The sequence below is a fragment of the Anaerobacillus sp. genome (assembly GCF_046314235.1).
Lineage (GTDB): Bacteria > Bacillota > Bacilli > Bacillales > Anaerobacillaceae > Anaerobacillus.
Genome location: NZ_JBKBWN010000030.1, coordinates 1 through 23,795, shown reverse-complemented (window position 1 = coordinate 23,795; position 23,795 = coordinate 1). Strand labels below are relative to the sequence as shown.

Genomic DNA, 23,795 nt, shown 5'->3' with positions numbered 1-23,795 from the left:
AGTCTAGTGGCGATAGCGAAGAGGTCACACTCGTTCCCATGCCGAACACGATCGTTAAGCTCTTCAGCGCCGATGGTAGTTGGGGGTTTCCCCCTGTGAGAGTAGGACGTTGCTAGGCACACAAAAACACATTCATTTGCGAATGTGTTTTTTGTATTTAGGATTAAAAGCTTAAATTAAAAATGAAAATTGTGCATCTGCGTCTACTCGTATTGCTTCGAAGTAAGCTTCCTCGGCGCAAAGCAGCACGAAGGAAACCAATGAAGTATTTCATGAAGTGGTTGAGGTCAGCAGCTTTTCTGCGTCTACTAGTCAAGTTTTCTTTCTATGAATTTTCATTGCTTTGTTTTATTTCCTTTTCAGTAAACATCTCGTTAACTTCTTCTAATTGCTTATGCTGATCAACGGAATCGCCAGCATAATAAGGTGTTGTATGAAAAATATCTTTGGAGTCAATATCGCTCCTAATTGTAACCTCTTCTTTATTTAAATATTCCTTTTTGGTATCATTCATGGTAGAAAACCTCCCAATAATTTTTCATCTTAGTTATACCCAATCCTTTTCCTAAAACTTAAAGAGTGGTAAAATTCTATTGTTATCTTTAAAAGATAGCGCCCACTGACTAATGGAGGCAAGTAAAATGACATTTAAATTTAGCACAAAAACAGTTCATTTTCAGAAAAAAGTTCAAGAAAAAAATGTTAGCAAATCCCAGCCTATATACCAAACGTCTGCTTTTTCATTTAATGATTTAGATGATATGGAAGATTTTTATCGAGGAAATAAAGAATACTTATATACAAGATACAGCAATCCTAATACAGATGATTTAGGAAATGGTGTTGCCCAATTGGAAGGTGCACCAAAGGGAATCGCTACATCCTCTGGAATGTCTGCAATTTTAGCAGGTGTGTTAGCAATTGTAAATCATGGAGATCACATTATTGCATCCGAAGACATTTACGGTGGTACATACCAACTTTTTGCAAATGAATTAAAAGATTTTGGTATTAATGTTTCCTTTGTAGCGATGAATAATCTAGAGGAAATAGAAAATGCTATTAATGAAAATACAAAGCTTTTATATTCAGAGTCAATTACAAATCCGTTATTAAGGGTGGAAAACTTATCTTCGTTAATATCATTAGCTGAAAAACATAACTTGAAAACAATGGTTGATAATACGTTTGCGACTCCATATTTAATTAAACCATATGAATTAGGGGCTGATCTAGTCGTTCATAGTGCTACAAAATACATTGGTGGTCATAGTGATGTAACTGCCGGAGTCCTTGTAGGTAAGGAAAGTTTGATTGCTAAAGCTAAAACAAAAGTGGTAAACTTAGGCTGTAATTTAAGTCCTTTTGAAGGCTGGTTAGCGTGTCGAGGCTTAAAAACTTTAGCAGTAAGAATGGATCGTCAAGTAAAGAATGCCCAGGCTCTGGCTGATTTTCTACGTGGCAATCCTTCAATTTCGAAAGTATATTATCCTAATTCAGTTTCTGAAAATGGAAATGGTGCTATTGTTTCAATCGATCTAGGTGAAAGCTGTGATTTAAATATATTCTTTAAATCTCTTCAATGGGTAAAGATTGTCCCAACTTTAGCGGGAGTTGAAACTTCAGTAACCTATCCTTTAGGAACTTCTCATCGATCAGTACCAGACGGCATTCGAAGTAAATTAGGAATTACAAAGGACCTTGTAAGAATATCTTTAGGCATTGAAGACGCTGAAGATATTATTAAGGCTTTTGAAGAAGCGATTGAACAAGCGAAGTTATAAGCAGAGTTTGCATATAGCTTCTGTATATGGTATTATAATTTTATATTAACCAACTGCAGAGTGCAGTTGGATATTATCGCGGGGTGGAGCAACGAGCATTACTTCTCTGAGCCCACCACGAGTTGTTTCGACGCATAATCAGCAGAGCAAAGCTAGTAGAGGAAGAAACAGTCTTTTTCTCGGATCAGGAAGTAAACTTTATAATTTATTATTATCGCGGGGTGGAGCAGTCTGGCAGCTCGTCGGGCTCATAACCCGAAGGTCGCAGGTTCAAATCCTGCCCCCGCAACCAAATTTTTTACGCTACGAGTTGTTTCGACGCATAATCAACAGAGCAAAGCTAGCAGAGGAAGAAACAGTCTTTAGCTCGGATCAGGAAGTAAACTTTATAATTTATTATTATCGCGGGGTGGAGCAGTCTGGCAGCTCGTCGGGCTCATAACCCGAAGGTCGCAGGTTCAAATCCTGCCCCCGCAACCAAACCATAAATATTTTGAATAAACATTATTGTAGGTTTTGCGACGAGGAGCAAAGTCTTTTTTATTTTTTTTTTTAATATTTGATGTTCATCTGTACGAGCAAACGTAATGGCGAAGGAGCAAAGATTAATTTATCCTTGCGCTTTTTTTATTTTAATGTGTCATGACTAGGTTTTTATCGGAAAATAAGATAAACTACTATATGATAACCTTAGTGATCCTAAGGTTTTTTCTTATGGATTTAGGTATAACAAAATAGAAGGCTTTTCTTGAAATATAGGGGTATGCCAGTTAGGTGTGAAAATTCATGATACGTGACGAATTTGAGTTTATTAATAAAATCAAATCTAAAGAAACTCAGCAACCATCTTTAATAAAAGGTATTGGTGATGATGCTGCGGTTTTTAAAAGTAGTCACATGTTTGATGAACTGATCTGTATGGATACAATGGTAGAAGGGGTTCATTTCACGAAGCAAACGATGACTCCTTTTATGCTTGGCTTTAAAGCACTCGCTGTGAATATAAGTGATATTGCGGCAATGGGTGGTATACCAACATATTATCTTGTTTCGATTGCAGTTCCTAAAGGTTGGACAGAAGAAGAACTTTTAGAGATATATGCTGGTATGTCAAAACTAGGTAAACAATACTCAATGGATTTAATAGGTGGGGACACGGTTTCATCACCAGGTGGCCTAATTATAACTGTGACTGTGTGCGGAAAAATTGAAAAAGGGACAAGTCTTTATCGCCATCAAGCTAGTTCAGGTGATATCATTTTCGTAGTTGGTCAATTAGGTGCGTCAGCTGCAGGTTTAGAGTTATTGTTAAAGCATGGTCTTACCCATAACTACTCCAGTACTGAAAAGCTGTTACTAGAGGCGCATCAACTGCCAATGCCTCAGGTCGCTGCAGGACGTCTTTTTGCTACTAGTGGTGAAAAAATATCTTTAAATGATATTAGTGATGGGCTTGCAAGTGAAGCAAATGAAATAGCCGAAGCAAGCAATGTAGATTTATTAATTGAGTTTGAAAAGATTCCTAGAAGCGACTATATAAAAGATTTTCCATTAGACGAACAAAGACGTTGGTGCCTTTTTGGAGGCGAAGATTATTTACTAGTGGGGACAATGTCTCAAGCCGCCTTTCAAAAAATTAGTGAGACTTTTAGAGAAAAAGCGATCATGCTAACTATAATTGGAGAAGTAACGATAGGCTCTGGAGATGTTTATATAACAGAAAATAATAAGAAAAAAAAGCTGCTAAAACAGGGCTTTAATCATTTTAATAAAGGTGAAGATAATGGAAAAATATAAAGTACATACATCGTCCCCTGAAGAGACAATGAAATTTGCCAACCGATTAGGTGAGCTTCTTATAGCAGGTTCGGTAATTACGTTAGAAGGTGACTTAGGAGCCGGAAAAACTCACTTTACGAAAGGGTTGGCGAAAGGGCTAGGGGTAAAAAGAACAGTGAATAGTCCTACTTTTACGATTATAAAAGAATATCAGGGTAGACTACCACTTTATCATATGGATGTGTACCGAGTATGTGAAGCTGACGAGGATTTAGGTTTTGATGAATATTTTTATGGTGATGGGATAACGGTCGTTGAGTGGGCAAGTTTAATTAACGAGCAGCTACCAAGAGAACGTCTTTCTGTAGAAATATACCATGCTGGGGAAGACAAAAGAGAAATTGTATTACATCCAATAGGAGAATGGTACAACAAATTATGTAAGGAGTTATTAAACTAATGAAAGTTTTAGCAATTGATACGTCTACTTATGTCATGGGTGTTGCTTTAGTAGAAGAGGATAGAGTAATTGGTGAGGTCATCACAAATCTTAAAAAAAATCATTCGATTCGGTTAATGCCGGCAATTGATGAATTAATGAAAGATGCAGGAGTTCACCCAAAAGAATTGCAACGTATTGTTGTTGCCCATGGTCCAGGGTCATATACAGGTGTAAGAATCGGCGTTACTACTGCAAAAACTTTAGCTTGGACGTTGGGTATTCCACTGGTAGGAGTTTCAAGTTTAGAGGCGTTAGCACAAAATGGACGGTTTTTTAACGGTGTAGTTTCACCCATCTTTGATGCTAGAAGAGGTCAAGTATATACTGGACTATATGAAAATCACAATGGTGAACTAAGGAGTATAGTTCAAGATCAAATTTGTCTTTTAGAGGATTGGGCAAGTCATTTAAATAGCAGCTATGAAAATGTACTTTTCTTAGGGAACGATATTTCAATTCACAAAGATGTTATAACTGAACAGTTAGGTAACAAAGTGCAATTTGGAGAATTTTGTGACCATAATGCCAGACCAAGTGAGCTAGCTAGACTAGGGATGAAAATAGAGCCTAATAACGAAATACATACGTTTACACCTAATTATATACGCCTAGCAGAGGCTGAAACAAATTGGTTAGCAGATCAAAAAAATAAGGTTTAGATAAGGTTGCTATTTCTATGGAAGAAAATTATGAAATCCGGTATATGTTAGAAGAAGATATAGAAGCTGTTTTAATAGTTGAAAACAATTCCTTTGCGACTCCTTGGAGCCGTACAGCTTTTGTTAACGAGCTAATTAATAATAAGTTTGCTCATTATCTTGTGATCGAGCACAAGGCCACAATTATCGGGTATTGTGGCATATGGGTTATTGTTGATGAGGCACATATTACAAATATAGCGATACACTCACTTTATCGCGGATTAAAGCTAGGTAAACAACTGTTAGTGCATGCTATAGAATTAGCTCGCACGTTAGGAGCAACAAAAGTAACTTTAGAAGTTCGCGTATCTAACCATATTGCTCAAAGCTTATATAGCAACTTAGGCTTCCAACCAGGAGGCATTAGGAAGAATTACTATACAGATAACCAAGAGGATGCTCTTGTCATGTGGGTGGGTTTATAATGGATGATAAACTGATTTTAGCAATTGAAACTAGTTGTGATGAAACTGCAGCTGCAGTTATTAAAAACGGTAAGGAAATATTAGCAAATGTTGTTGCCTCTCAAATTGAGAGCCATAAACGCTTTGGTGGAGTCGTACCAGAAATTGCATCGAGGCACCATGTTGAACAAATAACGATCATAATAGATGAGGCGATGCAAGAAGCGAACATCTCGTTTAGTGATTTATCTGCAATCGCTGTTACAGCAGGACCAGGTCTAGTAGGTGCGTTATTAATTGGCGTGAATGCTGCAAAAGCTTTAGCATTTGCTCACGACTTACCACTTATCGGTGTTCATCATATTGCCGGACATATTTATGCTAATCAACTTATTACTGAACTTAAGTTTCCATTGATGACTCTTGTAGTGTCTGGTGGACATACAGAGCTTGTTTATATGGAAGAACACGGAAGCTTTGAAGTAATAGGTGAAACAAGAGACGATGCAGTAGGGGAGGCGTATGACAAAGTTGCAAGAACTTTAAAGTTACCATATCCCGGGGGCCCTTACATTGATCGCTTAGCTGCATCTGGAACTCCAACTATTAAGCTTCCTCGAGCATGGTTGGAGCAGGATTCGTATGATTTCTCCTTTAGTGGTCTTAAGTCTGCCGTGATTAATACTCTGCATAACGCAAGTCAAAAAGGAATAGAGTTATCGAGTGAAGATCTTGCTGCAAGCTTTCAAGAAAGTGTTATTGAAGTTCTTGTAGAAAAGTCTAAGAGAGCAGCTCTAGAATATAACGTAAAGCAATTTCTCATTGCAGGTGGGGTTGCAGCAAATAAAGGGCTGAGAAGTAAGTTAACACAACATTTTGAGGAACTAGGCATCGAACTTGTAATTCCACCACTGAATTTATGCACAGATAACGCTGCGATGATTGGAGCCGCAGCCTTTGTAAAACTGGAAAAAGGACTTTTTGCAGGTTTTGATCTAAACGGTAATCCAGGATTTGATTTAGAAAAAGAATAATTGGAAAAACTGCCTTTATGCATGGCAGTTTTTTTGTGCATATGTAGCTAGAGTATAAGTCAATAGAGAACGTAGGTACTTATTAACAACTCAATTGTGGATAGTGTGGATAACTTCTAAAAAACGTGTCGAAATAAGGGGTATTAGTGTTAATAAACATTTTGGGGATAATTATGTGGATATTGTTAGTAACTTTCTTAAAACGTTTGTAAAATAGGGTTTTATTTGTGGGTAAAGTTGTTGATAATGTGGATATGTCAGAAAATTTACGTTTTATTTGTTTAGAGGGAGTTTATGAACATCTTAAAAAAAATCGTCTTTAGCTATTTAATTATTCTGTTAATAATTTGTGGAAAAACTACGTTTGCTGAGGAATTGGGAAAGAAACTTACAATAATTATAGTCCCAGACTTCTCTTTCCAAGAAGTGAAATGGTTGAAAGAGAATGGAGAACAGCAAGAGCTGTGGATGGCTGGGGGAATGTCAGCAATGAATATTCGTCCAGATGGGCATTATTCATATTTGAATAATATAGTTACTATCGCCTCAGGTACGCGAAGTTTAGGTGTTGAAGGTTGGAACGCTTACGTAAATGGGGAGGTGGAAAACAAAGAGGTAGTGAATGAGCTTTATCAACAATGGACAGGCAAGGTTGTTGATGATGGTGTTATATTTCATCCAATGTTACATAAGCTTGTGGATAAAAATAAGCAAACGACATATCGCTCCCAAATTGGTATCCTCGGGGAAACGTTAAAGGAGCATGGTATTGAGAGTTTTTTCATTGGTAATAGTGATGCTGGTTCTCAAAAGGTCCGTTATGGAACCTTGTTGACGATGGATCAAGAAGGTAGATCTGATGGGCTCATCCAAGAAGCTACAAAAAAAAGTGCGGGATCAGCTTCTGGAGTAGTAATGGATGTAGATTATATTATTGCAACATTATCCACAATTAATAACTCAGCAGACCCAAGCTTTACTGTTGTTGAATGGGGAGATTTGCACAGATTATATCAACAAAAAGGAAATATGACTGCAGAGTATTTCTTACAACAATATGCATTAACATTATTAAATCTAGAGACTTTCCTTAGTGAACTACTAAAGAAAGGTTATCCACAAAATGTTATGTTGTTATCACCAATGGTTCATAGTGATGCCTATCAAAATAAAGAAAGGCTTGCACCAATATTTTATTGGCAATCGACTGCAATTTCGGCTAACTACTATTTGCTATCGAGTACAACTAGGCAACCGTTTGTTGTCAGTAATTTAGATATTGCCCCAACAATCTTAGATTTTTATGGAATAAAAGATTTAGGTCACTTTTTTGGAAAGCCATTGCAAAAGAAAGCAGCAAGCAACTCAACCTTAGAAGAAGGATTATCAAAAATAGATTTGATGTTTCTTATTTTCAAAACTCGAAATGTGGTGTTATCAAGTTACATAACTCTATTAGTTATTTTATTAATCATGACAAGTGTGATTATTATGTTTCGCGATCAAAACAATACATGGAAACATGTCGCAAAAACACTACTAATTAGTGGCATTAGTTCTCCTTTGTTGTTATTACTTACACCTTATAGTCTCAACTACTTAGAACCAAACATATATTTACTATTATTGATTGTTTTAAGCTTCTTAACCGGGTTTTTAGTATTAAAATTCATCCCTAACCCAATTTTTTTTATCAGTATAGCACTGTTTATTACAATTACGGTCGACTTGTTTATCGGTAACTATTTTATGCAAAGGTCGTATTTAGGGTATGACCCAGTAATTGGCGCTAGATATTACGGGATTGGAAATGAGTATGCGGGTGTTTATTTAATTTCAGGATTGCTGCTACTAGAAAGCCAAAGAATAAAAAGATGGCTTTTGGTAACTATTGTCGGGATCACGCAACTATTTTTGTTGAGTTCGGCAGGTTTAGGGGCAAACGCAGGAGCAACACTATCGGCAGCGTTGATGTTCGGTTACTTTATTTATCGAGGCTATTTTCCGAAGGTTAATTGGCGTAAGTTTTTACTGATTTTTTTCGGTATTGTAGTCATTACATTAGTGTTGTTATTTCTGATGCAATTAAATAAACAAGAATCACATATTGGCTACGCCTTTTCGCGAATGTTTGAAGGTGATTTTCAATATATTATTGATACGATTAAGAGAAAATTAGAGATGAATTGGAAGATTTTCCGCTTTAGTAATTGGACCCAGCTTTTTGTTACGACATATCTATTAATTGCATTGTATTTGTGGCGTAAAAAGGAGATTGTTACTCGTGGAGTTCGTCGACTTTTAATTCAAGCAGGTGTTGTTGGTTCGGTTGCGTTACTATTATTAAATGATTCTGGAGTCGTTGCCGCAGCAACCTCAATGTTTATCATTGTTTGTACAAGCTATTATTGGGTATTGGATGAAGTTTAGAGTTAGCTAGAAAGAAATCTTTATAGTCACTCTAAACTCCATACTATATCCTTATGCCTCTAATTCAGCCCACTCATCCATTAGAGTATCAAGTTCTTGTTTGTGCTGTTCAATTTCGATATTCAACTGAGATACTTTATTGTGGTCATGGTAAACATCAGGATCACAGAGCGCTTCTTGTTTTCCTGCGATCGAAAGCTCTAATTTTTCAATTTCCACCTCGATTTCTTCAAGGCGGCGCTTTTGTTGACGTTCTTTTCGCTTTGCTTCTTTATCTTGTAAAAATGCTTGTTTAGACGGTTGTTCGTCTGTTTGCTGAACTTTCACTTCTTGTTGCTCTTTTAATTGTTTACGCTCGATGTTTTCTTGTTTTTTAGCAAGATAGTAGTCGTAATCACCAATATAATCAACTAAACCATCTTTAGTCATTTCAACGACACGACTTGCCATCCGATTGACAAAATAACGATCATGGGAAACGAAAAGGATTGTGCCAGGATAATCGATTAAAGCATTTTCAAGAATTTCCTTACTATCAAGATCAAGGTGGTTCGTCGGTTCATCTAAAATAAGAAAATTAGCTTTTTGCATCATTAATTTCGCTAAAGCAACTCGAGCTTTTTCGCCACCACTGAGATCAGATACGCTCTTTAATACATCATCACCGCTAAAGAGGAAGTTCCCTAGGATCGTTCTGATTTCCTTTTCAGGAGTTAGTGGATAGTCATCCCATAATTCGTAAAGTACTTGTTTATTAGAGTTAAGCTTTGCTTGTTCTTGGTCATAGTAACCAATCAGAACATTACTTCCATATCTTATTTGGCCAGCGAGGGGCTCTAGTTGTTTCGTAATAATTTTTAAAAGCGTCGATTTCCCGATTCCGTTTGGACCAAGGAGGGCAATGCTTTCAGAACGGTTTATCGATAAATTAAGATTTTTAAACAATGGACTATCATATCCTCCAGATAGTTGTTCGGTTCTAAGGACATCATTTCCTGTTTGTTTCATGATCTGAAACGAAAACCGAGCTGATTTTTCATCACCTTGAGGGCGGTCTAACAGTTCCATTCGTTCTAATTGCTTACGGCGACTCTGTGCTCGCTTAGTTGTCGATGCTCTGGCAATATTTTTTTCCACAAATGTTTGTAGCTTTTCGATCTCATCTTGCTGCTTTTCGTATTGCTTCAACTCGATTTCGTACCGTTTTTCTTTTTCGTCTAGGTAATAGCTATAGTTTCCAGCGAACTTTGTTGCTCGTGTTCTAGAGATTTCATACACTACATTAGCAACCTTATCTAAAAAATAGCGATCATGGGACACGATTAAAATAGCACCTTCATAATGAAGTAGATATTGTTCTAACCAAGCAAGAGTTTCTAAGTCCAAATGATTTGTCGGCTCGTCTAATATAAGAAGATCGGGACTAGTTAATAATAACTTCCCTAGTGCAAGACGGGTTTTTTGCCCTCCGCTTAAAGTTGAGACGGTCGTAGAATAGTCCATATCAGAAAAGTGCAATCCAGATAAAATACCACGGATATCAGCTTCGTATTTATAGCCACCTTTAGCCTTAAAACTTTCTGAGAGAAGATCATAGTCTTTTAAAACTTTCTCATATACTTTTTCATTGCCTATACAATCTGGATCTGCCATTTTCATTTCCAATTCGCGTAGTTCTTTCTCCATTTTTATAAGCGGTTCAAACACCGTTAACATTTCATCCCAAATCGAGCGAGTCGATTCTAAGCCTGTATTTTGAGCTAAATAGCCAAGGCTCACATCTTTAGGTATGATGATATCCCCTGAGCTATAGGAAAGTTTTCCAGCAATAATTTTTAAAAGAGTAGACTTTCCAGCACCATTACGTCCAACAATGGCGACTCGATCTTTGGATTGGACTTCTAACTTTATATTGGATAGAATTGGTTCAGCACCGAAGTTTTTTGTTATTTGAACACATTGTAAAAGTATCATTATTTCATCATCCTAACATTAGTAGCAATCTAGCGCACAATCAATTATAATCATACAGTTAGTGTACCGTAATCGATTGTGGACAAGCAAATAATACTTTTACCGTTAGCATTTAAGAGAACTAGAATTGTCATGGTAATTTACTATATTTCATTTACGTTACAACTTTTGAAACGATTACAAAATTGACAAAATGGTGTACAATATATTTGTGATGAATTGAAAGGGGACATTTGATATGTCATCGTTTACTCATTTTAATGAACAAGGCCGCGCGAAAATGGTCGATATCTCAGAGAAGCACGAGACAGTTCGAACCGCTTTAGCCCAGACGAGTGTCGAAGTTAGTAAAGAAATCTTTGAGAAAATTCAAGAAGGTTCAATAGGAAAAGGGGACGTTCTCGGAGTAGCTCAAGTTGCGGGAGTTATGGCTGCAAAAAGAACAGCGGACTGGATTCCAATGTGTCATCCACTAGCCTTAACAGGTGTTGATGTAACGTTTGATTGGAGTACAAAAGAAGAAAATCACAAACTAAATATTTATGTAAAAGTAAAAACAAAGGGTAGTACAGGGGTAGAAATGGAAGCGTTAACCGCTGCTTCTGCGGTAGCTTTAACAGTGTATGATATGTGCAAAGCGGTAGATAAGGGAATGGTTATTGGACCTACATACTTAGTTGAAAAAACAGGCGGCAAAAGCGGCGATTTTAAACGAGAGAAAGAAGTAGAGTAAATCCTTATTTAAAAAGCTCAATTTAAAGTTGAAACTAATGATTTTCAGTAACCATTTGTGAATTGGTAAACAATGAAAGATAGTAAGTGAGGATTGAATGAATGGGGAGAAACCCATTGATTATGTTTTGTCCTTCTAGTTTTGAAGGTACAGGTTGGAGGCAGAATTATGAATATTGATCAAACGAAAATTCCTCAAGCGACTGCAAAACGATTACCTTTGTATTATCGATTCCTAGAAAATTTACAAGCGTCAGGAAAGCAACGGGTATCCTCTTCGGAATTAAGTGAAGCAGTGAAGGTAGATTCAGCAACAATTCGCCGTGATTTTTCTTACTTTGGTGCTCTAGGTAAAAAAGGGTATGGGTATAATGTAAATTACCTGTTGTCTTTTTTTAGAAAAACCTTAGATCAAGATGAGGTTACAAATGTTGCATTAATCGGTGTCGGGAACTTAGGAACAGCATTTTTACATTATAATTTTTCAAAGAACAATAGTACAAAAATTCAAATGGCTTTTGATGTCGATCCAAATAAAGTAGGGAAAGAACTTGGAAGTGTTCCCATTCATCATTTAGATGATCTAGAAAAAGTGTTAGATCAATCTGTTACGGTAGCAATTTTAACTGTACCGGTCTCGGTTGCTCAAAGGGTCGCTGATCGTCTAGTAGCTTCTGGTATAAAAGGGATCTTAAATTTTACACCAGCTCGACTCTCGGTCCCTACTAATGTTCGAGTTCATCACATCGATTTATCTGTTGAACTTCAGTCATTAATTTATTTTCTTAAGCATTACCCAATGTAAAATGGGAACGTTATTGCGCTAGACACGAATATAGGAGGTTATCACTTTTGTTTCAAAGTGGTAACCTTTTTTTATTTCAATAATAAGGGGTTTTTATTCTAATAAGTAAGCTAACATGGTATAGTAAAGAAAGAATATATTTCGGTAAACGAAAGGAAATTAAAATGAGAAATTTACTCCCCGAAAAGTGGCTTGTCGTAATTGCTGTTTTATTGGGTACTTTCACAATTATTTTAAACAATAGTATGTTAAATCCGGCAGTTCCTCATTTAATGAAGGTGTTTGGTGCTGATGCAGTATCTACTGGCTGGGTAATTACAATCTTCATGGTAACGATGGGAATAACAATGCCTTTAACCGGTTACTTAGGAGATAAATTTGGAAAGAAGAAACTTTATTTAATCGGATTATTAATATTTATCATCGGTTCTGTTTTAGGATCATTTTCATGGGATCTAGGTTCACTTATATTTTTCCGTGGGATTCAAGGAGTTGCCGGTGGAATTATGATGCCACTGTCAATGGCACTTATATTTGAAGTATTCCCTAGACATGAGCGAGGGCTCGCAACTGGAATTTGGGGAATTGCTGCGATGATGGCACCAACTATTGGTCCGACGATTGGTGGTATTATTATTGAGAAAGGTAGTTGGCAATGGCTATTTTTAGTTAATGTACCAACCGGACTTTTAGGTATTTTAATTGGTTGGAAGTACTTAAAGAATACGAATAGAGTAAAAGGGATTACTTTTGATAAGTGGGGCTTCGTGGCGGTTACCGTTGGTGTTGGGGCAATACTATACGCTCTAGGGAGAGTCTCAGCATTAGAACATCTAGTTCAACCAGCTAATCTAGCATTAATTTTTATTGGGATAATATCGCTATATCTTTTTGTGAAAATTGAACAACGGATTGAACAACCTTTGCTAGATTTAACGATTTTTAAAAATAAGGCTTATACCTATAGTGTTTGGATTTCAATCTCGACATCGTTAGCACTATTTGGAGGGATATTTCTTATTCCATTATTAGTTCAACATGTTTATGGTCTAGGACCAATCGTAACGGGATTAATTTTCCTACCTGCAGCACTTTTTACAGGTATTTTTATGACAGTTGGTGGTAGACTTCTAGATCGTAATGGTCCTCAGCTAGTTGTTACCTCCGGATTATTAATAACTGCAATTTTTACTATGCTCTTAGGGTTTATAACGATGGAAACATCTTTAATTTTGATTTTCGTCTTTATGGCAATGCGTGGGATTGGTCAAGGCTTTTCAACAATGCCTGCAACAACGGCGGGAATGAATGCGATACCTGAGAAGTTCATTTCAAGGGGTTCCGCGATGAATAATGTCCTAAGGCAAATTAGCTCGGCTTTAGGCATCGTCTTTATCTCGGTTTTCTATGAGGTTCGTAAAGTACAAGTTTTTCCTAATGTAGGGTCAATGGAAGAAGCTAGCTTACAAGCAATTAATGAGGGTTTCTTACTGTTAGGAGTTATTGCTCTTTTGACTGTGCCTTTTGGCTGGCTGTTAGGTAAAGCTAGTGAAGAACAAGAAAGTAAAAAAATATTATCTGCTTAGAAGACGAAAAAATAAATTTACAGAGCTATTTAGTATTAACTAATTAGTAATCTATGTTATGATGAAAAAAAGAATATGTTTCACAGCTACGGGAGCCTAGAAGACTAGGCTGAGAAGATGACTAATCTGTCACAGACCGTGTACCTGATCTGGATCATGCCAGCGGAGGGAAGACTGTTTTGTATTGAATTATCTTTACATGTCTTTAAGGCCGCATCGAGTATGATGTGGTCTTTTTTGTACATTCAACTGTTGAGAGAAAAATCTAGGTCGTTTGCTAGTATTCATTTAAAACAATCCTTAGGAGGAGAAACAATGACAAAAGATTTATTAACTATTGGTGGCGTAGAGTTAAATAGCCGACTATTAATTGGAACAGGAAAGTTTAATAACGATGCTTTAATTCCAGAAGTAATTGCTTCTTCACAATCGCAAGTCATCACTGTAGCCATGCGTCGTGTTGATTTTAATACGAACCAAGAAAATATTATGAAGTACATCCCAAAAGAAATGATCTTGCTACCAAATACTTCAGGAGCAAGAACAGCAGAGGAAGCGGTTCGTATTGCTAGACTTGCAAGAGCAGCCGGGATGGGGAATTGGATTAAAATAGAGGTTATCTCTGATCAAAAATATTTACTTCCTGATAATTATGAAACGATTAAAGCAACAGAAATTTTAGCTAATGAAGGCTTTATTGTTTTGCCTTATATGAGCCCAGATTTAATGGTCGCTAAAAAGCTAGAAGAAGTAGGGGCAGCAGCAGTTATGCCACTAGGAGCGCCTATTGGTACAAATCGTGGCTTGAAGACAAAAGAGTTAATTCAAATCTTAATTGAAGAATGTGAAAAGCCAGTAATTGTTGATGCTGGAATCGGGAAACCATCTCAGGCTTGTGAAGCTATGGAAATGGGAGCAGACGCTGTTTTAGTGAATACGGCAATTGCAACCGCTGGTGATCCAGTAGCGATGGGAGAAGCGTTTAAGGCAGCTGTTCAAGCTGGTCGAACAGCTTATTTATCAGGCGTAGGCACAGTGGCGAAACAAGCAAGAGCATCATCACCACTAACAGGTTTCTTACAAATTTAAATTTAAGCAGAGTTGTGATAGTAACAAAAAATAATCAGGGTCTCTATAAACCCTTAACAAGAAGGGAGCTTTCTCATGAGTTTTTACGATGAATACGAAAAGCTAAAGGAATTACCTTTTGAAACTATTTTCAAAAATTTTACGGAAGTAGATGTAAGAAGAGTTTTGCAAAAGCAGAGATTGACCCCAGAAGATCTACTAGTCCTTTTATCACCTGCTGCTGAAAACTTATTAGAAGAGATGGCCCAAAAATCACATGAATTAACAGTTCAGCATTTCGGGAGAACGATCTTACTATTTAACCCGATCTACATTGCTGATCACTGTGTAAATCTTTGTACGTATTGTAGCTTTAGTGTTACAAATCAATTCGAGCGCAAAAAGCTTTCAATGGAACAAATTGAAATTGAAGCGAAAGCGTTGGCTGATTTAGGTTTAAAGCACATCCTAGTGTTAACTGGAGAATCTAAAACACATACACCGGTTTCTTATATTGCTGATTCCATAAAAGTGTTAAAGAAATACTTTCCGTCAGTAGCGATTGAAATTAATCCACTGGATACTGAAGAATATAAACAATTGGTTGAAGCGGGCGTGGATGGGCTTACTGTTTATCAGGAAGTATATAATGAAGAAATTTATAAATCAGTCCATGTAAAAGGACCAAAACGTGACTACCGTTATCGAATGGATACACCTGAACGTGGTTGCGAGGCGGGAATTCGCCAAATTAATGTTGGCGCATTATTAGGACTAGATGATTGGAGAAAAGAGGCGTTTTTTGCAGCAATGCATGCCAATTATCTACAAAAGAAGTATTTAGATGCAGAAATTAGTCTATCATTGCCAAGAATTCGACCGCATCTAGGTGATTATCAACCAAAATCGATTGTTGAGGACCGTCATCTAGTTCAGGCAATTACAGCATTTAGGTTATTTTTACCGCGATCAGGAATTACATTATCAACGCGAGAACCTCAAGAGTTAAGAGATAATCTCATCTACTTAGGAGTAACGAAAATGTCTGCAGGTGCTAGCACAGAAGTCGGTGGATATTCGAAGTGCGACACGGGTACGGCTCAGTTTGAAATCTCAGATGAACGGTCATTAGCAGAAGTTCAACAAATGATTAGGGATAAAGGCTACCAACCAGTGTTGAAGGATTGGGAACTATTAGTTTAGATGGATTAGGCGAGAACCTGTTAACAACAGGTTCTCGTTTTATTTATCCTCTACTTTACGTTTCATCCTAAAGTATTTGATTGCAATAATAAAGTCATAAGTAGCAATAGCCATCAACGCTATTGTCCACAAATCCCATTCGCCGGTTCTTCCTTTTTGTTGTATTGCTAGATAAACAAAAGCTACAGCCATAAAAAGATACATAAAAGCCCAAAAAAGTGTTGATTTCATTTTATAATAGTCCTCCAATAAACCCTTGCATTTCTTCTAATTTTTTTTGTAGTTCCATTAAGCGGTCTCCGTATACGACCTGAACAATCATGACAAAGCTATTTAGTGCTACGTGAGCGACAATTGGAACAATAATCCGTTTTGTTTTTACATATAAGAATGAGAAAACCACACCCATAAACGCATATACAAGTAGATGTTCAAAATCCATATGGACAACCGCAAATATGACTGAGCTTATAATCGCCGCTATCCAAAAATTAAACCTTTTATAAAGGGTTCCGAAGATAATCATTCTAAAAATGATTTCTTCAAGGATTGGACCAATAACTGCAACGACTAAAATGAGAGCAGGAGTTGCTTTGGCAAATTCGACAATCATTTCGGTATTTTCTGAACCTGGTTCAATACCAAAAACAGAAACTTCGATAATGACTGCAACATATTGAGCCATAAATGCCATGAAAATACCAGCAATTGACCAAATAACCGCATCACTTTTTGAACTTCGATCGCGAGTTAAATGGCGTTCTGCCATGTCTTGTCGTAACAATAGTAAAATAATAATAAAGCCAATTGAAAAGCTAAATAAAGTCCATATTCCTGGGATCTGCTCTTTCGCTACTCCCATAAGCATTAAAATAGGTGCACCAATGATGACCGAGAATAAGGTCAGGATGTAAGTTAGCAGGACTAGCCAATATCGTTTTGTCAAAACAAAAACTCCCTTTTAAAGAATGTAGAATTTAGTATTGCCTATACGTAAAGTTACAATGTTATTAAAATCGTTATAGTAATAGAAATAACACTATCATATTGTAACATATAGATTGAAAAACTTTAGTTAACACATCTTGAAGAACATAAAAATCTACTGTATAAATATACTCTAAAATGTCAAAAGTAATGAAGGATATTTTTTCCGATTGCATTCGATTATATTTAGTAGCTTGCATTTTACGTCGAAATTCTTTTGTTAAAAAATCCAAGTTTTCCTAAAAAAATTAGTTAAAATACTTGCAAATTAGAATTGAAATGATTATTATAATAATTGTGTTAGCACTCGATATGGTTGAGTGCTAACAACTAAAATCATTTCGATGAGGGAGGGTGTTTTCCTTGTTAAAGCCATTAGGTGATCGTATTGTGATTGAACAAGTAGAAACTGAAGAAAAAACTGCTAGCGGAATTGTACTTCCTGATACAGCGAAAGAAAAGCCGCAAGAAGGTCGTGTTGTTGCTGTAGGTTCGGGACGTATTCTAGAAAGCGGCGAGCGCGTTGCGTTAGAAGTAAAAGAAGGAGATAAAGTAATCTTCTCTAAATATGCAGGCACAGAAATTAAACTAGATGGAAAAGAATACTTAATCCTTCGTGAAAACGACGTATTAGCGATTGTAGACTAATCATACTTCTATTTTGAAACAAATAAGCTATGAAAGTAGCTGTAGGACTATTCCTACTACATAGAAAACTAGGAGGTAGAGATAACGATGGCAAAAGAAATTAAATTTAGCGAAGACGCACGTCGCGCAATGCTTCGTGGTGTTGATGCTTTAGCAGACGCTGTAAAAGTAACATTAGGACCAAAAGGACGTAATGTTGTTTTAGAAAAGAAATTTGGTTCACCACTAATTACAAATGACGGTGTAACAATTGCAAAAGAAATTGAGCTTGAAGATGCTTTTGAAAATATGGGAGCAAAATTAGTAGCTGAAGTTGCAAGCAAAACAAATGATATTGCTGGTGACGGTACTACTACTGCAACCGTGTTAGCTCAAGCGATGATCCGTGAAGGATTAAAGAACGTAACTAGTGGAGCAAATCCAATGGTATTACGTAAAGGTATTGAGAAAGCGACTGCTAAAGCCGTACAAGAGCTTCAAGCAATCTCTAAACCAATCGAAAGCAAAGCTTCTATTGCACAAGTTGCTGCAATTTCTGCTGCTGATGAAGAAGTAGGTCAATTAATTGCTGAAGCTATGGAGCGCGTTGGTAATGATGGAGTAATTACAATTGAAGAATCAAAAGGCTTTACAACTGAGTTAGAAGTTGTAGAAGGTATGCAATTCGACCGTGGTTATGCGTCGCCATACATGGTTACTGACTCAGATAAAATGGAAGCTGTTCTTGATAACCCATATATTCTTATCACAGATAAGAAAATTGCTAGCATTCAAGAAATCTTACCTGTCCTTGAGCAAGTTGTTCAACAAGGTAAGCCAATCCTATTAATTGCTGAAGATGTTGAAGGTGAGGCACTTGCTACATTAGTAGTGAATAAGCTTCGTGGTACATTTACAGCTGTTGCTGTTAAAGCTCCTGGCTTTGGTGACCGTCGTAAAGCTATGCTTGAAGACATCGCTACATTAACTGGTGGTGAAGTGATCACTGAAGATTTAGGTCTTGATCTTAAATCTACAGCAATTACTCAATTAGGTCGCGCTTCTAAAGTTGTTGTAACGAAAGAGAATACAACAATCGTTGAAGGTGCTGGTGAATCTACAAAGATCGCAGCTCGCGTTAACCAAATCCGTGTACAATTAGAAGAAACAACTTCTGAATTCGATAAAGAAAAACTTCAAGAGCGTCTTGCTAAATTAGCTGGTGGAGTAGCAGTAGTAAAAGTTGGTGCTGCAACTGAAACTGAGCTAAAAGAGAAAAAGCTTCGCATTGAAGATGCCCTTAACTCTACACGTGCAGCAGTAGAAGAAGGTATCGTATCTGGTGGTGGTACAGCGCTAGTTAATGTTATTAACGCTGTAAGACAAATTCAAGTTGACGGCGATGAGTTAACTGGTGTTAACTTAGTACTTCGCGCTCTTGAAGAGCCAGTTCGTCAAATCGCTCACAATGCTGGTCTTGAAGGTTCAGTTATCGTTGAACGCTTAAAGAATGCAGAACCAGGAATTGGTTTCAATGCAGCTACTGGCGAATGGGTAAACATGATTGAAGCTGGAATCGTTGACCCAACTAAGGTTACACGTTCTGCACTTCAAAACGCAGCAAGCGTATCTGCTATGTTCTTAACAACAGAAGCAGTAATCGCTGACAAGCCGGAAGAAGGCGGCGGCGGTATGCCAGACATGGCTGGAATGGGCGGAATGGGCGGCATGATGTGATGATCGCTCAAGCCCTTGATAGATAAGGGTTTATGAGAGCATTTCTACAAAATGCTAACAAATTGCTAACATAAGGTAAACGTATAAAGAGGCTTCTCATTAGTTGATTAAACTTTTGAGAAGCCTCTTTTTAATTCTTGTTTCGTATCGACTTAATTAATGTAAAAGTACCACCTTTGATAAGATAAACTTTCTCTAAGAGAAACAAACTGTGGAGTAACTCCTGTTTTACGTAGTAGACTAGATACTGCGCAACAAATGATTTTAATTTGAAGAATCTACTTACAATACAGGAAGAGACATATCATATAAACCATCTGACCTATTAAACTATTTATAATTGACAAAAATTTCTAATGTTATACAATAAGAACAAACATTCTGCATTGACCTTGGTACTAAATATATTTTGGAGGTATTTTGATGAAAAAAGAATCGAGAGATGGTGTATTTCCAGTTACAACTTATTTAAACCAAAATGTAGTATTCGATTTATTGGCAGTTATTGAAGATGGTTTTTCACAAGTCACAAATTTAAATGTATCAAGGACTGATGGGAAGACTACTAATGGTAGCATAGACGGGGAAGCTGGATTTGGTTTATATGGAATAAAAACAAAAATTAAAGCAGCAATGGGGATAGAAAAAAATTCATCGGAGGAAAATAGCTCAAGTGAGGAGAAAGTTCACACACCAACATCTTTATTTGCAAAATTACATTCATACTTAGATGAGAATCAATTGATCAAAGATATCGAAGGTAAAGAGAGTCTGGATAGTTTAATACCTGGGAGTTTTATAAGATTTAATAGTAAATTGGAGAAAAACCCGTTAATATCGCTTTTAGAATCAATTGAACAAATAATGGTTTTAGCAATGACATTTCAACCAACTCAAAAAGGTAGCAAAAAAGACGGGAACCAAGAAATGTTAAAGCAAGTAAAAAGTATGAGAAATAGTTTAATAGCAAACGATAGTATGGATTTAATTTGTACTATTAATGAAAAGGAATCATTAAAAGCAGTTCTTCCCGTTTATTTAAATTATTTTATTCATAAAAATACGAATGAAATAATTGATGGGAATTATACTGTTTTCGGTAAAGTTGTAAAGGTTGTTAGTAATGATCTGGATGAAATTAACTTATTTAGAAATACAGCATTTAAATTATTTCAACAACAAGCTCTAGATGGTCTTTTACAGTCTATGAACACAGGTCTAGACGAGCAAATTGAGTTTCCGAACATTATTTCGAGAATATCAACTCCTGCTATATTAGTAATTCCAATAGCAATATATTCATAATTATTACGCATTGATAAGCCGCACTTAGATACATCACAGTGTACCATATCATAAGTAAATGAGATTTAGATTCAAAGATATAAAACGATCTAACGAAATTTTATGTCGTTTTTTGTATCATGGAGGAAAATAATGTCTTATATAGAACTATTAAAGTAGTAGGTTTTGTAAAATATTAAAAATTATCAATGCAAAGATAAAAAAATTAAGCTGTTAGTAACATTAGATCTCTATTCAGTTCGAATGGTTTCCTAAAATCTATAAAATATGAGATTTAACATGGTTAGTTACTTAGCTTCTTCTAAGTTAAAATTATGAAAAATGTTAATATAAAAAAAGATGTATTTGGAGAAAAGGGATATGTTAAAGCAATTAAAAGATTTAAATGAAGTAGTTCATTTATGGGATTTAGATCAAGAGAATAGAGATATAAAAATGGAAATATTGGAAATGTGGAAGAAGAAGCTTACTAAGGACGAATTTGAGATTGTATTAGAGATATGTAATAATTTTAATTATTATTCAGAGAAATTAACAGCCCAAGCATATAAAACAATATATAAAAATAACACTTTTAATATCGATAAACTTAACATATTTTTAAATCAATCATTATTTTTCCCGTTAAGGAAAAAAGATAGAATTGAATCAGCAGTAGATATGTTTTCCAGTTTTAGATTAGTTAATAAAATTGACGCTAATCGAACTAGAATAGTGTGTCCAGCTGATTATCTTATGAATTATAAAACTAATATTGATGAATTGAGAAGGTTAGTTAAAGAGAATGACCAAATGAGTAGTGTAGATATAGAAATGATACAAAATTTACAGAAACAATTAATAATACATAAAAAAAACAAAGTAATTTTAACACAATTAAATAAACGTATTAACAAGTTACAGAAAATTAAAGATAAAAGAGAACATCTTTTAAATAAGAAAGTTGAAATACTTAATACAAACTATTTATCAGTTAAAAACATGATAATTATTGATGACTTTATTGGAACAGGTGATTCAGTAGTTTCTTTTTTGAAGAAGATTGGTAGTATCATAGAGGATTGTTCTATTAGTATTAAATTTTATTTATGGGTAATAGAAGCCAGTGAATCGGGAATGAAAGCAATAGAAGAAATAGTAGAACAATTAGGGATAGATATTTCTATTAGTTATTATAAAGAATCAATAGATGTATTAGCAGAAGACAAAATATTTTCTACCGAAAACATAAATGAAGTTAGAGAAATAATTAGGAATATAAATAAACGAAACAAATTAAGACCAAGTAGGTATTGTAGGAATCATGCAATTGCTTCATTTGTAAATGCACCAAATAATAACTTAACCTTACTTTCAGAGGATAGTTCCACCTGGACTGCCTTGTTTCTAAGAACTAAAAGAAATAAGGATGAGAGAAAAATAAGCAGTACTGAATTAAAAGAAGCTTATGCGTTTTTAAGACAGTAGAAAGGAGGTGGTTGTTTTGAAGTTCTCACCTTTGAAAAGAGATATTGTTCTATTAATAATAAGAGATTATAACATGGCTGTTATTATTGATACCATTAAGGTATATTTAAACATTACAACTGAGCAAGTATTTCATATAATTGATTATTTAATATTTTCAAAGTGGGTTGTATTTGAAGATGGTAAACTAGTGATTACCTATCAGGGGAATAGTTTATTAAAGTGTTCAAAACTGAATACTTTTACACTTGAAAGTATGGGTGAGATTAGATATAAGGTGAATGAAAATTCTTTGGAGAATTATATTCCAAAAAAATCCTAAAGGAGGTATAATATTTGATGGTGACTAGACTTTTAGCAAGTGCTAATCGAAGTAAGTATGTATTTAATTCTTATTTCAAAATCAATGATAATTCTGCAAAAACCGCAGAATCATCATTCACCTTTAAATTAAGAATTAAAACCTTAAGAGCTTCTTAATTTAAAGGTGAAGTAGTCACTAACAAATATATGCTATGATTAAACAAGTATTATATAATATTGAATTAAGTGATATATGCGAGGAAGAGAAAAAAGAACTCATCCATTATGCTGAACAATTATATTCTATCCATTGTCCAGTTATTTTTGACGTCAATCAGCTATTGTTACTTTTTGAAATAGAGGTTGATGAACTAGAGAAGTTCGTAATAAATAATACTAATCATTACTTTGTTAGGAAAAGGAATGGGGAATTAAGGGAAGTTTGGAATCCAAACTATAAATTAAAGGCTATACAAAAGTGGATACTTAAGAATATCTTAAATAATATTGAAGTTTCAATTTGTTCACATGGCTTTGTTAAGAACAAGTCGATTTTGACAAATGCTCAAGTCCATTTACACCAAGATCCATTTTGGGTGTTTTCAACAGATATCAAAGATTTTTTTCCATCTATAAAACAAAACGAAATTAAGAAAATATTCATGGAAATTGGTTATTCAGAAGCAGTCAGTGAGGTATTTTGCTTATTAACAACTGTAAATGAAAGTTTAGCCCAGGGATTTCCAACAAGTCCAGCTATCTCCAATGTTTTCTTTCGTAAGATTGATGAAGAATTTCAACAAATAGCCCATAAATATAATATTAGGTATTCGAGATATGCTGATGACATTACTTTTTCAGGTATTCAAAAAAAGGGGTATCTCACACTAGTTAAGAAATTAAAACAAATAATATACTATACACTTAGTAAGTATAACCTAAATATTAATGAGAAGAAGACTAGACTAATGAAAGATAATCATGCAAAAATTGTAACGGGTTTAGTTGTTACATCAGAAGGTGTAAGAGTTCCACAAAAATATATTCGAATGCTTAATAAAGAGATTTATTATTGTCAGAAATTCGGAGTAAATGAACATTTGAAGTATCACGGACTAATAACTATAGCTAATTATAAAGGGTATTTAATTGGATTAGCGAGATTCATATATATGGTTGATTCAATCAAGGGAGCAGAGTTGATAAAGAAAATTCAGGACTTAGATTGGAATTAAGTCAGATTAAAATGTATTTGATAAATTAATTTTGAGCCACTTTTTAAGCGTTTGATCACATAAAAAATGAGCCACATAATTTCCAATTTCACTAACCTCTCTTATAGTAGAAAGTGACCAAACTACCTACAT

The 23,795-nt window shown here is 35.4% G+C and carries 22 protein-coding genes, 2 tRNA genes, 1 rRNA gene and 1 riboswitch; of the genes, 21 read left to right on the top strand and 4 right to left on the bottom strand.

The features are described 5' to 3' along the window. Nucleotides 1-2: 2 nt before the first annotated feature. Nucleotides 3-118, top strand: a 5S ribosomal RNA gene (gene rrf, locus ACK4M9_RS21790). Between the two features lie 207 nt (nt 119-325). On the opposite strand, the gene ACK4M9_RS21785 is transcribed toward rrf, so the two are convergent. Continuing rightward, complete coding sequence (locus ACK4M9_RS21785) at nt 326-514, bottom strand: hypothetical protein (RefSeq protein WP_409854879.1); 189 nt, start codon at nt 512-514, stop codon at nt 326-328. A 127-nt stretch (nt 515-641) separates the two neighbouring features. Here ACK4M9_RS21785 and ACK4M9_RS21780 point away from each other — a divergent pair, with 127 nt between their 5' ends. From ACK4M9_RS21780 to ACK4M9_RS21740, 9 genes are all read left to right on the top strand, one after another. After that, nucleotides 642-1,784, top strand: a complete 1,143-nt coding sequence (locus tag ACK4M9_RS21780) for a trans-sulfuration enzyme family protein (RefSeq protein WP_409854878.1) — start codon at nt 642-644, stop codon at nt 1,782-1,784. Between the two features lie 215 nt (nt 1,785-1,999). Next, nucleotides 2,000-2,076: transfer RNA gene (locus ACK4M9_RS21775), tRNA-Met, on the top strand. 111 nt (nt 2,077-2,187) lie between these two features. Next, nucleotides 2,188-2,264 (top strand) — tRNA-Met (locus ACK4M9_RS21770). 306 nt (nt 2,265-2,570) lie between these two features. Next, nucleotides 2,571-3,581, top strand: a complete 1,011-nt coding sequence (gene thiL, locus ACK4M9_RS21765; RefSeq protein ID WP_409854877.1) for a thiamine-phosphate kinase — start codon at nt 2,571-2,573, stop codon at nt 3,579-3,581. Beyond that, the gene (tsaE, locus tag ACK4M9_RS21760) at nt 3,568-4,023 is read left to right on the top strand and encodes a tRNA (adenosine(37)-N6)-threonylcarbamoyltransferase complex ATPase subunit type 1 TsaE (RefSeq protein ID WP_409854876.1); all 456 of its coding nucleotides are present in this window, start codon (nt 3,568-3,570) and stop codon (nt 4,021-4,023) included. The genes thiL and tsaE overlap by 14 nt, the downstream gene beginning before the upstream one ends. Then, complete coding sequence (gene tsaB / locus ACK4M9_RS21755) at nt 4,023-4,724, top strand: tRNA (adenosine(37)-N6)-threonylcarbamoyltransferase complex dimerization subunit type 1 TsaB (protein ID WP_409854875.1); 702 nt, start codon at nt 4,023-4,025, stop codon at nt 4,722-4,724. Before tsaE ends, tsaB begins: the two co-directional genes overlap by 1 nt. A 17-nt stretch (nt 4,725-4,741) precedes the next feature. Further along, the gene (gene rimI, locus ACK4M9_RS21750; protein WP_409854874.1) at nt 4,742-5,191 is read left to right on the top strand and encodes a ribosomal protein S18-alanine N-acetyltransferase; all 450 of its coding nucleotides are present in this window, start codon (nt 4,742-4,744) and stop codon (nt 5,189-5,191) included. Further along, complete coding sequence (gene tsaD / locus ACK4M9_RS21745; RefSeq protein WP_409854873.1) at nt 5,191-6,204, top strand: tRNA (adenosine(37)-N6)-threonylcarbamoyltransferase complex transferase subunit TsaD; 1,014 nt, start codon at nt 5,191-5,193, stop codon at nt 6,202-6,204. The genes rimI and tsaD overlap by 1 nt, the downstream gene beginning before the upstream one ends. A gap of 294 nt (nt 6,205-6,498) precedes the next feature. Continuing rightward, the gene (locus ACK4M9_RS21740; RefSeq protein WP_409854872.1) at nt 6,499-8,634 is read left to right on the top strand and encodes a hypothetical protein; all 2,136 of its coding nucleotides are present in this window, start codon (nt 6,499-6,501) and stop codon (nt 8,632-8,634) included. 51 nt (nt 8,635-8,685) lie between these two features. On the opposite strand, the gene ACK4M9_RS21735 is transcribed toward ACK4M9_RS21740, so the two are convergent. Continuing rightward, complete coding sequence (locus ACK4M9_RS21735) at nt 8,686-10,608, bottom strand: ABC-F family ATP-binding cassette domain-containing protein (protein WP_409854871.1); 1,923 nt, start codon at nt 10,606-10,608, stop codon at nt 8,686-8,688. Between the two features lie 238 nt (nt 10,609-10,846). On the opposite strand from ACK4M9_RS21735, the gene moaC reads away from it, so the two are divergent. From moaC to thiH, 5 genes are all read left to right on the top strand, one after another. Further along, nucleotides 10,847-11,341 (top strand): cyclic pyranopterin monophosphate synthase MoaC, encoded by a 495-nt coding sequence (moaC, locus tag ACK4M9_RS21730; protein ID WP_409854870.1) that lies wholly within the window; start codon nt 10,847-10,849, stop codon nt 11,339-11,341. A 168-nt stretch (nt 11,342-11,509) separates the two neighbouring features. Beyond that, nucleotides 11,510-12,145, top strand: coding sequence for a redox-sensing transcriptional repressor Rex (locus ACK4M9_RS21725; RefSeq protein ID WP_409854869.1), 636 nt, complete (start codon nt 11,510-11,512; stop codon nt 12,143-12,145). A gap of 164 nt (nt 12,146-12,309) precedes the next feature. Next, nucleotides 12,310-13,731, top strand: coding sequence for an MDR family MFS transporter (locus ACK4M9_RS21720; protein ID WP_409854868.1), 1,422 nt, complete (start codon nt 12,310-12,312; stop codon nt 13,729-13,731). A 78-nt stretch (nt 13,732-13,809) separates the two neighbouring features. Continuing rightward, nucleotides 13,810-13,920, top strand: a riboswitch (TPP riboswitch). Nucleotides 13,921-14,046: 126 nt separating this feature from the next. Then, nucleotides 14,047-14,820, top strand: coding sequence for a thiazole synthase (locus ACK4M9_RS21715; RefSeq protein ID WP_409854867.1), 774 nt, complete (start codon nt 14,047-14,049; stop codon nt 14,818-14,820). Nucleotides 14,821-14,895: 75 nt separating this feature from the next. Continuing rightward, nucleotides 14,896-16,002 carry a 2-iminoacetate synthase ThiH gene (gene thiH / locus ACK4M9_RS21710; RefSeq protein ID WP_409854866.1) on the top strand — a complete coding sequence of 369 codons (1,107 nt, stop codon included), beginning with the start codon at nt 14,896-14,898 and terminating at the stop codon, nt 16,000-16,002. Nucleotides 16,003-16,041: 39 nt separating this feature from the next. On the opposite strand, the gene ACK4M9_RS21705 is transcribed toward thiH, so the two are convergent. Together ACK4M9_RS21705 and ACK4M9_RS21700 are read right to left on the bottom strand one after the other, a co-directional pair. Continuing rightward, nucleotides 16,042-16,233: a YdiK family protein gene (locus tag ACK4M9_RS21705; RefSeq protein ID WP_409854865.1), complete on the bottom strand. Its 192-nt coding sequence runs from the start codon at nt 16,231-16,233 to the stop codon at nt 16,042-16,044. A 1-nt stretch (nt 16,234) separates the two neighbouring features. Further along, complete coding sequence (locus tag ACK4M9_RS21700; protein ID WP_409854864.1) at nt 16,235-16,948, bottom strand: CPBP family intramembrane glutamic endopeptidase; 714 nt, start codon at nt 16,946-16,948, stop codon at nt 16,235-16,237. A 404-nt stretch (nt 16,949-17,352) separates the two neighbouring features. Here ACK4M9_RS21700 and groES point away from each other — a divergent pair, with 404 nt between their 5' ends. The 6 genes from groES to ACK4M9_RS21670 all read left to right on the top strand — a co-directional run bounded on the left by groES (nt 17,353) and on the right by ACK4M9_RS21670 (nt 23,663). Next, nucleotides 17,353-17,637, top strand: coding sequence for a co-chaperone GroES (groES, locus tag ACK4M9_RS21695; protein ID WP_409854863.1), 285 nt, complete (start codon nt 17,353-17,355; stop codon nt 17,635-17,637). A gap of 87 nt (nt 17,638-17,724) precedes the next feature. Beyond that, a complete protein-coding gene (gene groL, locus ACK4M9_RS21690) occupies nt 17,725-19,353 on the top strand; it encodes a chaperonin GroEL (protein WP_409854862.1) in 1,629 nt (542 codons plus the stop codon). Nucleotides 19,354-19,776: 423 nt separating this feature from the next. Next, a complete protein-coding gene (locus ACK4M9_RS21685) occupies nt 19,777-20,658 on the top strand; it encodes a DUF6414 family protein (RefSeq protein ID WP_409854861.1) in 882 nt (293 codons plus the stop codon). A 360-nt stretch (nt 20,659-21,018) separates the two neighbouring features. Next, nucleotides 21,019-22,125 (top strand): phosphoribosyltransferase-like protein, encoded by a 1,107-nt coding sequence (locus ACK4M9_RS21680; RefSeq protein ID WP_409854860.1) that lies wholly within the window; start codon nt 21,019-21,021, stop codon nt 22,123-22,125. A 16-nt stretch (nt 22,126-22,141) separates the two neighbouring features. Next, nucleotides 22,142-22,447, top strand: coding sequence for a hypothetical protein (locus ACK4M9_RS21675; RefSeq protein WP_409854859.1), 306 nt, complete (start codon nt 22,142-22,144; stop codon nt 22,445-22,447). Between the two features lie 193 nt (nt 22,448-22,640). Next, nucleotides 22,641-23,663: a reverse transcriptase family protein gene (locus ACK4M9_RS21670; RefSeq protein WP_409854858.1), complete on the top strand. Its 1,023-nt coding sequence runs from the start codon at nt 22,641-22,643 to the stop codon at nt 23,661-23,663. Nucleotides 23,664-23,795: the final 132 nt, after the last annotated feature.

What these genes read in the sequence shown, in the direction of transcription:
- ACK4M9_RS21785 (WP_409854879.1), bottom strand. Translation starts at nt 514, where the DNA reads ATGAATGATACCAAAAAGGAATATTTAAATAAAGAAGAGGTTACAATT.
- ACK4M9_RS21780 (WP_409854878.1), top strand. Translation starts at nt 642, where the DNA reads ATGACATTTAAATTTAGCACAAAAACAGTTCATTTTCAGAAAAAAGTT.
- thiL (WP_409854877.1), top strand. Translation starts at nt 2,571, where the DNA reads ATGATACGTGACGAATTTGAGTTTATTAATAAAATCAAATCTAAAGAA.
- tsaE (WP_409854876.1), top strand. Translation starts at nt 3,568, where the DNA reads ATGGAAAAATATAAAGTACATACATCGTCCCCTGAAGAGACAATGAAA.
- tsaB (WP_409854875.1), top strand. Translation starts at nt 4,023, where the DNA reads ATGAAAGTTTTAGCAATTGATACGTCTACTTATGTCATGGGTGTTGCT.
- rimI (WP_409854874.1), top strand. Translation starts at nt 4,742, where the DNA reads ATGGAAGAAAATTATGAAATCCGGTATATGTTAGAAGAAGATATAGAA.
- tsaD (WP_409854873.1), top strand. Translation starts at nt 5,191, where the DNA reads ATGGATGATAAACTGATTTTAGCAATTGAAACTAGTTGTGATGAAACT.
- ACK4M9_RS21740 (WP_409854872.1), top strand. Translation starts at nt 6,499, where the DNA reads ATGAACATCTTAAAAAAAATCGTCTTTAGCTATTTAATTATTCTGTTA.
- ACK4M9_RS21735 (WP_409854871.1), bottom strand. Translation starts at nt 10,608, where the DNA reads ATGATACTTTTACAATGTGTTCAAATAACAAAAAACTTCGGTGCTGAA.
- moaC (WP_409854870.1), top strand. Translation starts at nt 10,847, where the DNA reads ATGTCATCGTTTACTCATTTTAATGAACAAGGCCGCGCGAAAATGGTC.
- ACK4M9_RS21725 (WP_409854869.1), top strand. Translation starts at nt 11,510, where the DNA reads ATGAATATTGATCAAACGAAAATTCCTCAAGCGACTGCAAAACGATTA.
- ACK4M9_RS21720 (WP_409854868.1), top strand. Translation starts at nt 12,310, where the DNA reads ATGAGAAATTTACTCCCCGAAAAGTGGCTTGTCGTAATTGCTGTTTTA.
- ACK4M9_RS21715 (WP_409854867.1), top strand. Translation starts at nt 14,047, where the DNA reads ATGACAAAAGATTTATTAACTATTGGTGGCGTAGAGTTAAATAGCCGA.
- thiH (WP_409854866.1), top strand. Translation starts at nt 14,896, where the DNA reads ATGAGTTTTTACGATGAATACGAAAAGCTAAAGGAATTACCTTTTGAA.
- ACK4M9_RS21705 (WP_409854865.1), bottom strand. Translation starts at nt 16,233, where the DNA reads ATGAAATCAACACTTTTTTGGGCTTTTATGTATCTTTTTATGGCTGTA.
- groL (WP_409854862.1), top strand. Translation starts at nt 17,725, where the DNA reads ATGGCAAAAGAAATTAAATTTAGCGAAGACGCACGTCGCGCAATGCTT.
- ACK4M9_RS21685 (WP_409854861.1), top strand. Translation starts at nt 19,777, where the DNA reads ATGAAAAAAGAATCGAGAGATGGTGTATTTCCAGTTACAACTTATTTA.
- ACK4M9_RS21680 (WP_409854860.1), top strand. Translation starts at nt 21,019, where the DNA reads ATGTTAAAGCAATTAAAAGATTTAAATGAAGTAGTTCATTTATGGGAT.
- ACK4M9_RS21670 (WP_409854858.1), top strand. Translation starts at nt 22,641, where the DNA reads ATGATTAAACAAGTATTATATAATATTGAATTAAGTGATATATGCGAG.